General features: G+C 72.7%; 9 protein-coding genes. 1 reads left to right on the forward strand and 8 read right to left on the reverse strand.

What is annotated here, in order from left to right; all coding sequences use genetic code 11:
• Positions 1-66 precede the first annotated feature (66 nt).
• Positions 67-1,245 carry an ROK family transcriptional regulator gene (locus ACQPYA_RS24390; protein WP_433529415.1) on the forward strand — a complete coding sequence of 393 codons (1,179 nt, stop codon included), beginning with the start codon at positions 67-69 and terminating at the stop codon, positions 1,243-1,245.
• 114 nt (positions 1,246-1,359) lie between these two features.
• Here the strand turns inward: ACQPYA_RS24390 and ACQPYA_RS24395 are convergent, their stop codons facing one another.
• The 8 genes from ACQPYA_RS24395 to ACQPYA_RS24430 form a co-directional block, all read right to left on the reverse strand.
• Positions 1,360-2,367 carry a sugar phosphate isomerase/epimerase family protein gene (locus tag ACQPYA_RS24395; RefSeq protein WP_433529416.1) on the reverse strand — a complete coding sequence of 336 codons (1,008 nt, stop codon included), beginning with the start codon at positions 2,365-2,367 and terminating at the stop codon, positions 1,360-1,362.
• A gap of 236 nt (positions 2,368-2,603) precedes the next feature.
• On the reverse strand, positions 2,604-4,718 hold the full coding sequence (locus ACQPYA_RS24400; RefSeq protein ID WP_433529417.1) for a ThuA domain-containing protein: 2,115 nt from the start codon (positions 4,716-4,718) through the stop codon (positions 2,604-2,606).
• Positions 4,719-4,797: 79 nt separating this feature from the next.
• Entirely contained in the window at positions 4,798-7,659 is a 2,862-nt protein-coding gene (locus tag ACQPYA_RS24405) for an RICIN domain-containing protein (protein WP_433529418.1), read from the reverse strand.
• 228 nt (positions 7,660-7,887) lie between these two features.
• Positions 7,888-8,955, reverse strand: a complete 1,068-nt coding sequence (locus tag ACQPYA_RS24410) for a polyprenyl synthetase family protein (RefSeq protein ID WP_433529419.1) — start codon at positions 8,953-8,955, stop codon at positions 7,888-7,890.
• On the reverse strand, positions 8,952-10,340 hold the full coding sequence (locus tag ACQPYA_RS24415) for an alkaline phosphatase family protein (protein WP_433529420.1): 1,389 nt from the start codon (positions 10,338-10,340) through the stop codon (positions 8,952-8,954). Before ACQPYA_RS24415 ends, ACQPYA_RS24410 begins: the two co-directional genes overlap by 4 nt.
• Complete coding sequence (gene eboE, locus ACQPYA_RS24420) at positions 10,337-11,578, reverse strand: metabolite traffic protein EboE (protein ID WP_433529421.1); 1,242 nt, start codon at positions 11,576-11,578, stop codon at positions 10,337-10,339. The genes ACQPYA_RS24415 and eboE overlap by 4 nt, the downstream gene beginning before the upstream one ends.
• A complete protein-coding gene (locus ACQPYA_RS24425; RefSeq protein WP_433529422.1) occupies positions 11,578-12,429 on the reverse strand; it encodes a TatD family hydrolase in 852 nt (283 codons plus the stop codon). Before ACQPYA_RS24425 ends, eboE begins: the two co-directional genes overlap by 1 nt.
• Positions 12,429-13,040 (reverse strand): EboA domain-containing protein, encoded by a 612-nt coding sequence (locus ACQPYA_RS24430; RefSeq protein ID WP_433529423.1) that lies wholly within the window; start codon positions 13,038-13,040, stop codon positions 12,429-12,431. Before ACQPYA_RS24430 ends, ACQPYA_RS24425 begins: the two co-directional genes overlap by 1 nt.
• Positions 13,041-13,042: the final 2 nt, after the last annotated feature.

Consider the following 13,042-nt stretch of genomic DNA (forward strand, 5'->3'; position numbering starts at 1 on the left):
TGGCGGCTGCTGGCCACAGGCCCGAAACACCGCCGTGGAAGACTCGCCGCTTGGGAGGTGGTGGCGATGACCCTCGTCCGTCCGGAGAACCCGCAGCAGGCACGGCTGGTCCGGCTGCTGCGGGACGACGGCCCCCGGTCCCGGGTGGAGTTGGGCGACATCCTGGGCCTGTCCCGGTCGACGCTCACCACCGAGCTTGACCGGCTCCTCGCGCGGGGTCTGGTCGAGACCGCCGGGCCGGCTGCCTCCCGCGGCGGGCGCCGGTCGTCGCTGCTGCGCCTCGCGGCCCGGGTGCGCTTCGCCGGCGTGGTGGTCACGGCGGACCGGATCAGCGTGGCGGTCACCGATGGGGAGTTGAACGTGCTCGCCGAGACCGGCGAACCCGTGGAGGTCCGTGGCGGGCCGGAACCGGTGATCGGTCGAGCCGTCGACCTGCTCGACAAGCTCCGCGCCGAAGTCGGCGTCGCCGAGCTGACCGGGGTCGGCGTGGCCCTGCCCGGGCCGGTCCACGGCGGCGCCTCCGTCGCGCCCGCCGCCCTGCCCGGCTGGCAGCGCTTCCCGGTCCGGGACGCGTTCGCCACCGAGCTCGGCTGCCCGGCGCTGGTCGACAACGACGCGAACGTGCTCGCGCTCGGTGAGCAGCACGCCGGGATCGGCCGTACTTTCGACGACTTCCTCTACCTCAAGCTCGGCACCGCGATCGGCTGCGGTCTGGTGCTCGGCGGCGCGCTGTACCGGGGCGCGACCAGCAGCGCCGGGGACATCGCGCACCTGCCGCTCGGCGAGGACGGGCCGGCCTGTGTCTGCGGCGAGGTCGGCTGCCTTGAGGCGTACTCCGGGGATGCCGGGCTGGTCCGGGCGGCGCTGGCGGCGGCCCGCGCGGGCCGTTCCGACGTGCTGGCCGCCCGGCTGGCCGGGGCGGGCACGCTCACCGTGCCGGACATCGCCGCGGCCGCGACCGCCGGCGACCCGGCCGCGCAGTCACTGGTACGCGAGGCCGCCCGCCGCCTCGGCCAGGTGCTCGTCGGCCTGGTCAGTTTCTTCAACCCGGGCATCGTGGTGATCGGCGGAGCGCCGGACGGGCTCGGGCACATCCTGCTCTCCGAGATCCGTGGCGTGGTCTACCGGCGGTCGGCGCCGCAGGCCACCGGCGCCATGCCGGTCGTCCTCTCCGACCTGGCCGACCGGGCCGGGCTGGTGGGCGCGGCCCGGTTGGCCAGCGAGCACGTCTTCACCACCGGCTGATCCGCGAGGGCCACGCCGGCCCGCCTGAGCGTCCGCCGGCACGCCGTTGGCGACGACCCGGCGCAGGCGGGGCCTCGGGCCCGGCGTGGTGGCCGGCGCCCGGGGCCCGCTCTGTCAGTCCTTGCTGCTGAACGCCGCGTCGAAGGCGGCGGTCGGGGCGTCGAAGGCGAGCCGGCGGACGAACTGGAGCGCCTCCGGGGCACCGACCAGCCGGTCCATTCCGGCGTCCTCCCACTCGATCGAGATCGGCCCGTCGTAGCCGATCGCGTTCAGCGCCCGGAAGCAGTCCTCCCAGGGCACGTCGCCGTGGCCGGTCGAGACGAAGTCCCAGCCCCGCCGCAGGTCCGCCCAGGGCAGGTGCGAGGCGAGCCGGCCGCGGCGACCGTCACCGGTACGCACCTTGGCGTCCTTGCAGTCGACGTGGTAGATCCGGTCGGCGAAGTCGAAGATGAAGTTGACCGGGTCGAGCTCCTGCCAGACGAAGTGCGACGGGTCCCAGTTCAGCCCGAACGCGGGCCGGTGCCCGATCGCTTCGAGCGCCCGCTTCGTCGTCCAGTAGTCGTACGCGATCTCGCTCGGGTGCACCTCGTGGGCGAACCGCACCCCCACCTCGTCGAAGACGTCCAGGATGGGGTTCCACCGGTCGGCGAAGTCCTGGTACCCGCGTTCGATCATCGACGGTGGCACCGGCGGGAACATCGCCAGGGTGTGCCAGATCGACGAGCCGGTGAAACCGACGACGGTCCGCACGCCGAGCTTCGCCGCCGCCCGGGCGGTGTCCTTGATCTCCTCGGCGGCGCGCTGGCGTACCCCCTCGGGCTCGCCGTTCCCCCAGATCCGGGCGGGCAGGATGTCCTGGTGCCGCTCGTCGATCGGGTGGTCGCAGACCGCCTGGCCGACCAGGTGGTTGGAGATCGCGAAGACCTGGAGGTTGTGCTTGGCGAGCGTCTCCCGCTTCCGGTCGACGTACGACTCGTCGGCCAGGGCCTTGTCGACCTCGAAGTGGTCGCCCCAGCAGGCGATCTCCAGGCCGTCGTAGCCCCACTCGGCGGCGAGCCGGCACACCTCGTCGAACGGAAGGTCGGCCCACTGGCCGGTGAACAGCGTGATCGGTCGCGCCATGTGTCCTTCTCCCCTGTCGTGATGGGGATTCCGTACCTGCGGGACCGGGGCGAGGGACGACCGGATGCGAACGGCCCCGACGGGCCGGTGGGCGCGGTCGCGCCTGGGGTCGACGGGTTGCGCCTCCCGCCGACTCACCGGCCACCTCGCGGTCGCCGCCTCTCACTCTAGGCGGGCGGCTCGCGGTTAAGAAGGGCCCCTTGTAATACGCCCGGCGTTAACAAGGGGCCCTTCCTTCACGGAAGCACCCAGCGCTGGTTGGGGTTGGTGTGGCAGGTCCAGAGGTGCACGGGGGTGCTGTCGGCGGAGCTGTTGCCGGAGACGTCCAGGCACTTGCCGGACTGCGGGTTGCGCAGCGTGCCGTTGGCCTGCGCCGACCAGTTCTGCGCGCCGCTGCCGTTGCAGGTCCAGAGCTGGATCTTCGTGCCGTCGGCCGAACCGCCGCCGGAGACATCCAGGCACTTACCCAACGCCCGGACCGTCGAGTTCGGCGTCACCGCCCAGGTCTGCGCGGCGCTGCCGTTGCAGGTGTAGATCTGGATCTGCGTACCGTCGGCGGTGGTCCCGCCGCGTACGTCCAGGCACTTGCCGGCCAGGCCGGTGATCGGGCCGGTGCCGGCGCCGCCGCCGCTGCCCCGCACCAGGGTGAAGTCGTCGACGTCGAAGAGCCCCGAACCCGAACCGGTGAAGGTCAGGTAGACGTTCCGCAGGCCGGACGGGACGTTGGACAGGGTGGTCGTGACGTCGGCGAAGGTGGTCCAGCTGCCGGTGTTCGGCACCGCCACCGAGCCGAGCACCGTGCCGGTGGCCGAGCCGGTGCGCACCTGGATGGTGCCGCCCGGCCCGCCGGAGACCACCCGGGCCCGGAACGACGTGACGCCGGTCAGGTCGAGGTTGTTGTACGCCGCCCAGTCCCCCGGGTCGATGTAGCCCAGGGTCTGGCCGCCGTTGGCGCCGGCCTTGGCGAACGCGGTGACCCCGCTGGCCGAGCTGAACGCCTCGGCCTGGACGGTGGTGTTGCCGCCCGGCGGGTTCGAGCCGCCCAGCTCCTTGATCCGGATGTTGCGGAACGAGGCCACGTCGCCCGCACCGTGGTTCTGGATGCCGATGTGGCCGGCGAGCGAGCGGGCCGGGTCGGTGTTGGTGAAGTCGTTGATCTTCGCGCCGTTCAGGAAGACCTGGAGGCGGTTCCCCTCCACCAGCAGCTCGTAGGTGTTCCACTCGCCCGGCGGGTTGAGCGCCGCGTCCCGGGCGGGGATGTCGGCGGACTTGAAGGTGTAGACCGCGCCGGTGGTGCGGTCCGGCGCGTCGGTCGCGTCGATCTGGATCTCGTAACCGTTGTTCACCGCCGACCACGGGTCGCTCGACGGCGGGAAGCCGATGAAGACCCCGGAGTTGTCGTCCCCGTTGAGCCGCCAGTCCAGCTTGAGCGAGTAGTTGGTGAACTGCTTCGCGCTGTACCAGTACAGGCCCATGCCGCCGGAGGAGGTGAGGGTGGCGTCGGAGTTGGTGAAGCCCCCCGGCCCGGCCTGCGACCAGCCGGTGGTCGATCCGTTGTAGAGCGTGGTGTAGCCGGTCTCCGGGCGGCAGTCGGCCTTGGTGCGGCCGGCCGCGTACCGGATGCCGCCGAGCAGGTGCGTCCGGAACGCCGGGTCGGCGTACGACGCCTGGGTGTGGCCGCCGCCGGTGTAGAAGGACCGTCCGCCGGCGTACGTCTTGCACCAGGCGATCGGGTGGTCGGCGCCCATCGCGCCGCCGGAGTACGACGACTCGTCCAGGTTGGCCAGCACCCGCGCGCCGGGGCGGGCGTTGGCCCGGTAGTCGTACCACTCGTCGGTGCGGGTCCAGGTCTGCGGCAGGTGGGCGGTGGCCGCGTGGGCCCGGTTCTCCACCCGGACGTTGGCCTGCTGGATGGCCGGGTGCGACTGGAAGTACGCGCCGACCAGGTTGCCGTAGAAGGGCCAGTCGTACTCGGTGTCGGCGGCGGCGTGCACGCCGACGAAGCCGCCGCCGGCGCCGATGTACGACTCGAAGGCGCTCTGCTGGCTGGCGTTGAGCACGTCACCGGTGGTGTTGAGGAAGACCACCACCTCGTACTGGGCGAGGTTGCCGGTGGTGAAGGCGGCGGCGTCCTCGGTGGCGGTGACCGTGAAGCTGTTCGCCGCGCCCAGGTCACGGATGGCCTGGGTGCCGACCGCGATGGAGTCGTGCCGGAAGCCGGCCGTCTTGGAGAAGACCAGCACGTCGTACGGGGTGTCGGCGGCGCTGGCCGGGGTGGCCGGGGTGGTGCAGGCGAGGACGGCGAGGACCGCGGTGGCCACGCCGAGCACGGGTCGAAGAAGTCTGCGCATGTTGCTCTCCCAACGTGGTGGGGTGTTAGGAGGGGCCCCCTTTAGTACACCAGGCGTTAATAGGGGGCCCCTCCTTTCATCAGGGCAGGGTCCAGCGCTGGTTGGGGTTGGTGTGGCAGGTCCAGAGGTGGACGGGGGTGCTGTCGGCGGAGCTGTTGTTCGACACGTCCAGGCACTTGCCGGACTGGGGGTTGCGCAGGGTGCCGTTGGCCTGTGCGGACCAGTTCTGGGCTCCCGTGCCGTTGCAGGTCCAGAGCTGGATCTTCGTGCCGTCGGCCGAACCGCCGCCGGAGACATCCAGGCACTTACCCAACGCCCGGACCGTCGAGTTCGGCGTCACCGTCCAGGTCTGCGCGGCGCTGCCGTTGCAGGTGTAGATCTGGATCTGGGTGCCGTCGGCGGTCGCCGCGTTCCGCACGTCCAGGCACTTGCCGGCCAGGCCGGTGATCGGGCCGACGCCACCGCTGCTGGTGGTGAAGGCGAACGAGTCCAGGTCGTAGAGCGCGCCGGTGCCCGTACCGGCGAAGGTCAGGTACAGCGTGGTGGTGCCGGTGGGCGGGTTGCTGATACTGCCGGTGACCGTGGTGAAGGTGTCCCAGGCGCCGGTGACCGGGACGGTGGCCGAGCCGAGCACCGTGCCGGTGGCCGAGCCGGCCCGCACCTGGAGGGTGCCGCCGGAGCCGGCCGAGGAGACCCGGGCACTGAACGAGGTCACGTTGGCCAGCCGGTACGGCTCGAAGGCGATCCAGTCGCCGTTGTGGATGTCACCGACGGTCTTGCCGCCCTCAGCGGTGGCCTTGTCGAAGGTGGCGATGCCGGCCGAGGTCTTGTAGTGCTCGGCCTGCCGGCTGCGCGGCTGGAGGATGTGCTGGGTGTGCGTGGTGAGCCCGCCGTTGTCGGTGTACTCGGCGTCGAAGATCGCGAAGATGTTCGCCGCGTAGTCGTGCTCGCCGTCGACCGGGATGGTGATCGAGCCGGCGCAGCCGTTCTGCGAGGTGATCTGGTGGCCGTGGCTGTCATGGCCCAGCACGTAGGTCATCTTGACCCGGGCGCAGTCGATCGACCCGTCCTCCGGATCGGTGACCGTGATGCTGAACGGCACGGTGTCGCCGAAGGAGAAGAGCGAGCCGTTGACCGGGCCGTTGATGACCACGGTCGGCGCGGTGTTGCCGACCCGGATCTGCACGCTCGCGTTGCCGGTGGCGCCCTGCGGGTCGCGTACGGTCAGGGTGGCCGTGTACGAGCCGTTGGCGGTGTACGTCTTGCTCGGGTTGGCCGCCGTCGAGGTGGTCCCGTCGCCGAACGCCCACGCGTAGGTCAACGCCCCGCCCTCCGGATCCGACGACCCGGCCGACGAGAAGTTCACGGTCAACGGGGCCACCCCGGAGGTCCGGTCCGCCGAGGCGACCGCCGTCGGCGCGCGGTTGCCGCCGCCGACGTAGTCGTACCGGTAGAGGGCCGAGTTGGCGTCACCGTTGAAGTAGCCGGTGCCGTAGTCCAGCACGTAGAGCGCGCCGTCCGGGCCGAAGGCCATGTCCATGACCTGCTTGCCGTTCCACGGGAAGGTGTCGATGGTGCCCACCGAACCGTCGGCGTTGACGTGGATCGGCTTGATCCAACCCCGGCCGAACTCCCCGGCGAAGAACTGCCCGTCGAAGCTCTGCGGCCACTTGCTGGCCGAGTTCAGCGCGGCGTCGTACCGGTAGACCGGGCCACCCATCGGGGACTCGGAGCCGCCACCGAACTCGGGCGGGCTGCCGGCATCGCCGGCGTACCGGATCCAGGACGGCTTGGCGCCCGGCAGGGTGGGCAGGCCGGTGTTGCGGAACGAGTTGTTGGTCGCCCCGCCGGTGCAGTTGTACTTCGGGGCGGCGGTGCCGGTGGCGAAGTCCCACTCGGCGTACGTCTCGGCGGCGGTGTTGGTGCCGGTGCAGTACGGCCAGCCGTAGAAGCCCGGCCCGGTGACCCGGTTGAACTCCACCTGCCCGCTGGGCCCCCGGGTCGTGGTGGTGCCCGCGTCCGGCCCGTAGTCGCCGACGTAGACGATGCCGGTCGCCTTGTCGACGCTCATCCGGAACGGGTTGCGGAAGCCCATCGCGTAGATCTCGGGGCGGGTCCGCGCGGTGCCGGGGGCGAACATGTTGCCGGCCGGGATCGAGTACGTGCCGTTGGCGTTGACCTTGATCCGTAGGATCTTGCCGCGCAGGTCGTTGGTGTTGGCCGAGCTGCGCTGCGCGTCGTACGCCGGGTTGCGGTTGGTCCGCTCGTCGATCGGCGCGTACCCGCCGGAGTCGAACGGGTTCGTGTCGTCGCCGGTGGAGAGGTACAGGTTGCCCGCGGCGTCGAAGTCGATGTCGCCGCCGACGTGGCAGCACATGCCCCGGTCGGCGGGGACGTCCAGGACGTCGACCTTGCTGGACTGGTTGATGGTGAAGTCGGCGTTGAGGGTGAACCGGGAAAGCCGGTTGACCCCCTGCCAGGCGGAGAAGTCGGTGCCGGTGGCCGGGGCGTCGCCGGCCGGGGTGGAGAGCGGCGGCGCGTAGTAGAGGAAGATCTGCCGGTTGCTGGCGAAGTTCGGGTCGGCCCCGATGCCCTGCAACCCCTCCTCGTCGTGGGTGTAGACGGGAATGGTGCCGATCACCGAGGTGGTGCCCGCCGCGTCGGTGCGGCGGACGGTGCCGTTGCGGGCGGTGTGCAGGACCGAGCGGTCCGGCAGCACCGCGATGGTCATCGGCTCGCCGACCTCGGCCACCCCCTTGGCGAGGGTGACCTGCTGGAACTCGCTGGCGACGATGGGGTGGGCCTGCGCCGGGGTGGGGCCGCCGAGCGTGGCCGGGCCGGCGCCGAGGGCGACCGTGCCGGCCGTGGCGACCAGGAGCAGCGCCGTACCGGCGGTGAACCAGCGTGGGGGACGGGGTGGGATGGTGTCCCTGATGGACATCGCTGCTGTCCCTTCCTGACGGATGACTGCCAGGGCGGGGCGCGCGCCGTCGCGCCGGATGCCGTAGCGGGGGTCAGTCGATGGGTTCCCGCGCCGCCGGTTCACCTCGACGAAACAAACTGGTACTGGCGACGACACTAAATGGCATGCATCGATCTGTCTACACCTTCCGATGGAAAGGCGCAGACTTTCGTCAGTTTGATCAAAAGTGGCCGACCGGCCCGCGGCTCATCGCTGGCGGTCGATTGCCTGGGCGGCCAGCGCGGCCAGCGCCGCCCGGCTCTCCGCGGTCACCGCGGTCTGCTCCAGGGCGGCCAGCGCGGCGCCCGCGCGGACCTGGATCATCTGTTCGATCTTGGTACGGGCCCCGGTGTTCTCGATGATCTGCCGCAGCTCGGCGGCGCCCTCCGCGTCCAGGTCCGGATTGCCGAACAGCTCCCGCAACCGCGCGCTCTGGGCCCGGTCGGCGGCGTCCCGGGCCAGCGCCATCATCACCGTCGGCTTGCCCTCCCGCAGGTCGTCCAGGACGGACTTGCCGGTGACCGCCGGATCGCCGAAGACGCCGAGCACGTCGTCGCGGAGCTGGAAGGCGTCCCCCAACGGGTCGCCGAACTCGGCCAGCGCGGCAGCCAGCTCGGGGGACCCGTCGGCCAGCGCGACGCCGATCTGCAACGGCCGGGTGACGGTGTAGCGGGCCGCCTTCATCCGGATCACGGTGAGCGCGCTGGCCACCGAGCCGTCGCCGACCCCGGACACCAGGTCGAGGTACTCCCCCGCGATCACCTCGGTACGCATCAGCGCGAAGACCGCGTACCCCCGGTGCACCGCCTCCGCGCTCAGCCCGCACTCGTGGAACATCTGGTCGGACCAGGCCGCGCAGAGGTCACCGCAGAGCAGCGCGGTGTTGCGCCCGTACGCCTCGGGGTCGCCCCGCCAGGACGAGCGGCTGTGCAGGTCGGCGAAGATCCGGTGCACCGAGGGCTCGCCCCGGCGTCGATCGCTGCCGTCCAGGATGTCGTCGTGGATCAGCGCGAACGCGTGGAACAGCTCCAGCGCCGCGGCGGCGGAGACGATCGGCGTGCCGTCCGGACCACCCGCGCCGCGCCAGCCCCAGTAGCAGAAGAGCGGACGCAGCCGCTTGCCGCCGGCCAGCACGAAGCGGTGCAGCGTGGTGAAGACACCGCGCGGCGCGCCGTCCGGCCAGTCCGGGTCCTGCCGGTCGAGGAACGCGGTCAACTCGGCGTCGAACCTGGCCCGCAGCCCGTTCACGTCGGTCGGCGCCACCGTGACGGTCATCGTCCCTCCACTCCGGTCAGCTCCAGCAGCAGCCCCTTCACCTCCGTGGCCGCGATCCGCTCCCGCGCCATCGACGGGTCGGAGCAGAGCAGGACCGGCCCGTCGGCGGGGTCGGCCGGCAATCGCCCGTGCGAACCCCGGACCGCCCGCGCGCCGGCATCCAGCCCGACCACGCTCATCAGATACCGCATGCCCAGCTTCTTGCGGGCCAGCGCGACGGCGGCGCGCCGCTTCGCCGCGCCCGGGTCGGCCGGGTCGAAGAACAGCTCCGCCGGGTCGTACCCGGGCTTCCGGTGGATCTCGACCAGCCGGGCGAAGTCTGGCGCGCGGGCGTCGTCCAGCCAGTAGTAGTACGTGAACCAGGCGTCCGGCTCGGCCACCAGCACCAGCTCACCGGCGCGCGGGTGGTCCAGCCCGTGCGCGGCCTTGCCCGCTGCGTCGAGCACCTCGGCCACCCCGGGCAGCCCGGCGCAGAGCTTCGCCACCGCCGGCACGTCCGCCGGGTCCCGCACGTAGACGTGCGCCACCTGGTGGTCGGCGACGGCGAACGCCCGCGAGGTCCACGGGTCGAGGTACTCCATGCCGGCCTGGGTGTGCACCCGCAGCAGCCCCTCGGCGCGCAGCAGCCGGTTGACGTCGACCGGCCGGGAGACGTCGGTGATGCCGTACTCCGACAGCGCCACCACCGTCGCGTCCCGGGCCTGGGCGGCGTCGAGCAGCGGGGCGAGCACGCCGTCCAGCTCGGCCGCCGCGGCGGCGGCCCGGGGCGAGGAGGCCCCGAAGCGTTGCAGGTCATAGTCCAGGTGCGGGACGTAGACCAGGGTCAGGTCCGGCGCGTGGTCGGCGAGGATCCGCTCGGCCGCCCGGCAGATCCACCGGGACGAGGGCAGCCCGGCGCCCGGCCCCCAGTAGGTGAAGAGGGGGAAGGTGCCCAGCGCGCCGGTGAGCACATCGTGCAGCTCCGGCGGGTCGGTGTAGCAGTCCGGATCCTTGCGCCCGTCGGCGTGGTAGACCGGCCGTGGGGTGACCGTCCAGTTCACGTCCGCGCCCATCGCGTACCACCAGCAGACGTTCGCCACCGTGTAGCCGGGCTCCACCCGACGGGCCGCCTGCCAGAGCTTCTCCCCGCCGACCAGCGCGTGGTGCTGCCGCCACAGCAGCACCTCGCCGAGGTCCCGGAAGTACCATCCGTTGCCGACGATCCCGTGGTCGCTCGGGAGGGCGCCGGTGAGAAAGGTCGACTGCACCGAGCAGGTCACCGCCGGCAGCACCGTACCCAGCTCGGCGCGGAAGCCGGCGTCGGCCACCGTGCGCAGCCGGGGCATGTGCGCCAGCAGGCGAGGCGTCAGTCCCACCACGTCCAGCACCACCAACGGTCGGCTCACACCGCCACCTCGCTTCCGGTCAGGGTCAGGCCAAGGGTGACCAGTTCGTCGCGGGTGAAGGCCAGTTCGGCGGCGATCCCGGCGGCCAGCTCCGCGTCGGTGCGCGGGCGTCGCTCCGCCGGCAGCACCCCCCAGGTGTACGTCTCGACGTCGAGGTGATCGCAACCCGCGTCGGCCCCGGTGAAGAGCGCGGCCAGCGCGGCACGCAGCACCGGCAGGGTCGAGCCCAGCGGCGGCTCGGGCGGGGCGTGCAGCGGCACGTGGTAGTGCACCCGCCACGGGCCCGGCAGCGCCGCGGCGAGCGCACCGTCCAGATCGTCGGCCGCCCAGGCCGGATCCGCCGGATCCGCCGGACTGGTCGGGCGCACCGGGCCGGGCGGCCCGGCCACGGTCGGGGCGGTCGCGGTGGCGCAGTGGGCGGCGCGGGTCTGGTGCAGGAAACGCGGCTCGACCCAGCGGCGCAGCGCGGCCGCGTCACCGGCCGGGTCGGTTGCCTCCAGCGCGGCGGACACCTGCACCTTGACCACCGGCAGGCCGGCCGCCGCCAGCCGGTCGAGGGCGGCGGCGGGTTCCTCCCAGGCGCAGGCGAGGTGGGCCAGGTCCAGGCAGATCCCGAGCCGGCCGATGTCCACTCCGGACAGTACGGCGGCCGCCTGGGCGGTGCTCTCCACGACGCAGCCGGGCTCCGGCTCGAAGCCGACCCGGATCGGCCGGCCGGTGTCCCGCTCGACGGCGGCGAGCCCGGTGGCGAGCTGGTCGAGCCGGCGGCGGGCGGCGTCGGCCCGGGTGCTGTCCCAGGGTTCCCGCCAGGCCAGCGGGAGGGTGGAGATCGAGCCGCGGGCGGCGTCGTCGGGCAGCAGGTCGGCCAGCACCCGGGCCAGGTCCAGGGTGTAGCCGAGCCGCTCACCGGTGGTCCAGTCCGGGTGGTACACCGCGCCCTTGACCACGGGCGCCTGGAAGGCCGCGTACGGGAAACCGTTGAGGGTGACCACCTCCAGGCCGCGCACGGTCAGCTCGGTGCGCAACCGGCGGCGGGCGGCCGGGTCGGCGGCCAGCTCGGCGGCGACCGGGGCGGCCAGCCAGAGGCCGAGGCCGAGCAGGTCGGAGCCGAGCGCCGCGCGGACCGGCACCGCGTAGCGGTCGAGCTGGGCGAGGATGCCGGCGAGGTCCTCGGCGGGGTGCACGTTGGTGCAGTAGCCGAGGTGGACGGTGCGCCCGCCGGGGTGCCGCAGCCGCATCAGCTGCCGCCGCGCAGGATCGAGTTGCCGGCGAAGGTCGCCTCCGGAGCGCCCTCGTCGCCCAGGTCGAGCCGTCCGGACTGCCCGTAGAACTCGACCGGGTTGCGCCAGAGCACCCGGTCCACATCGTCGGCGGTGAACCCGGCGAGCAGCATCGCCTCGCCGGTGGCCCGGGTCAGCAGCGGGTCGGAGCGCCCCCAGTCGGCGGCCGAGTTGACCAGCACCCGCTCGGTCCCGTACGCCTTGAGCAGCTCGACCATCCGGGGCGGCGACATCTTGGTGTCCGGGTAGATGGAGAAGCCGAGCCAGCAGCCGGTGTCCCGGACCAGCTTCACGGTCACCTCGTTGAGGTGGTCGAGCACCACCCGGCCCGGCTCGATGCCGGACTCGGCGACCACGGCGAGGCTGCGCTCGACGCCCCGGGCCTTGTCCCGGTGCGGGGTGTGCACCAGCGCCGGCAGGTCGTGCGCCACGGCCAGGGCGAGTTGGGCGGCGAAGGCGGCGTCCTCCTCGGGCGTCATCGAGTCGTACCCGATCTCGCCGACCGCCACCACGCCGTCCTTCTCCAGGTAGCCGGGGAGCACGTCGAGCACCGGCCGGCAGCGCGGGTCGTTGGCCTCCTTGGGGTTGAGCGCGACGGTGGCGTGGTGGCGCACCCCGAACTGCCCGGCCCGGAACGGTTCCCAGCCGATCAGCGAGTCGAAGTAGTCGGTGAACGAGCCGACGTTGGTGCGCGGCTGGCCCAGCCAGAAGGCCGGCTCCACCACCGCCCGCACGCCCGCGGCGGCCATCCGCTCGTAGTCGTCGGTGGTCCGGGACGTCATGTGGATGTGCGGGTCGAAGATCCGCATCACACCTCCCTGTGCAGCTCGCTGGCGGTCAGTCGGTCGAGCAGCTCGGTGGCGTCGGCGGGCATGCGCCGGCCGGCGGCCCGCCGCTCGGCGGCGAGCGCGGCGAGCATCGCCGCCAGCTCCCCGTCGGCGCGGGTGTCGAGGTCGGCCACCACGGCCAGCGGCACGCCCGTGAAGACGCACTTGAGCACGGCCTGCCGCCACGCCGATGCGTCGAGGTGGTGCGCGTACGGGCCGAGGGCGGCGGCGACCAGCCGGGTGTCGTTGGTGCGGATGGCGTCGTGCAGCAGCGGCACCCCGGCCGCACCGATCGGCAGCAGCGGCAGCGCCTTGAGCACCGCCCGCTTCTCGGCGGCGTCTCCGGCGCGGTAGAGCGCCTCGGCCCGCCCGGCGTGGTCGCCGGGCAGGGCGGTCAGCAGCAGCGCGCGGGCCGCCTCGTCGGCGGTCCAGCCGGGCAGGTCGGGCAGCTCGGCCCGGCCACAGCGCCGGCCGGCGGCCGGGAAGAACCGCGCGATCGTCGCCGGTTCGGTCGCGACGCGGCGCAGCGCCGTCGCCAGCCACTCCGGGTCGGGTACGCCCCGCAGGGCCGCCCGCAGTTCGTCCGGTCTCATCG

The organism is Micromonospora sp. CA-263727 (genome assembly GCF_050942455.1).
Classification (GTDB): domain Bacteria; phylum Actinomycetota; class Actinomycetes; order Mycobacteriales; family Micromonosporaceae; genus Micromonospora.

What these genes read in the sequence shown, in the direction of transcription:
- ACQPYA_RS24405 (WP_433529418.1), bottom strand. Translation starts at nt 7,659, where the DNA reads ATGTCCATCAGGGACACCATCCCACCCCGTCCCCCACGCTGGTTCACC.
- ACQPYA_RS24400 (WP_433529417.1), bottom strand. Translation starts at nt 4,718, where the DNA reads ATGCGCAGACTTCTTCGACCCGTGCTCGGCGTGGCCACCGCGGTCCTC.
- ACQPYA_RS24395 (WP_433529416.1), bottom strand. Translation starts at nt 2,367, where the DNA reads ATGGCGCGACCGATCACGCTGTTCACCGGCCAGTGGGCCGACCTTCCG.
- ACQPYA_RS24425 (WP_433529422.1), bottom strand. Translation starts at nt 12,429, where the DNA reads ATGCGGATCTTCGACCCGCACATCCACATGACGTCCCGGACCACCGAC.
- eboE (WP_433529421.1), bottom strand. Translation starts at nt 11,578, where the DNA reads ATGCGGCTGCGGCACCCCGGCGGGCGCACCGTCCACCTCGGCTACTGC.
- ACQPYA_RS24390 (WP_433529415.1), top strand. Translation starts at nt 67, where the DNA reads ATGACCCTCGTCCGTCCGGAGAACCCGCAGCAGGCACGGCTGGTCCGG.
- ACQPYA_RS24410 (WP_433529419.1), bottom strand. Translation starts at nt 8,955, where the DNA reads ATGACCGTCACGGTGGCGCCGACCGACGTGAACGGGCTGCGGGCCAGG.
- ACQPYA_RS24430 (WP_433529423.1), bottom strand. Translation starts at nt 13,040, where the DNA reads ATGAGACCGGACGAACTGCGGGCGGCCCTGCGGGGCGTACCCGACCCG.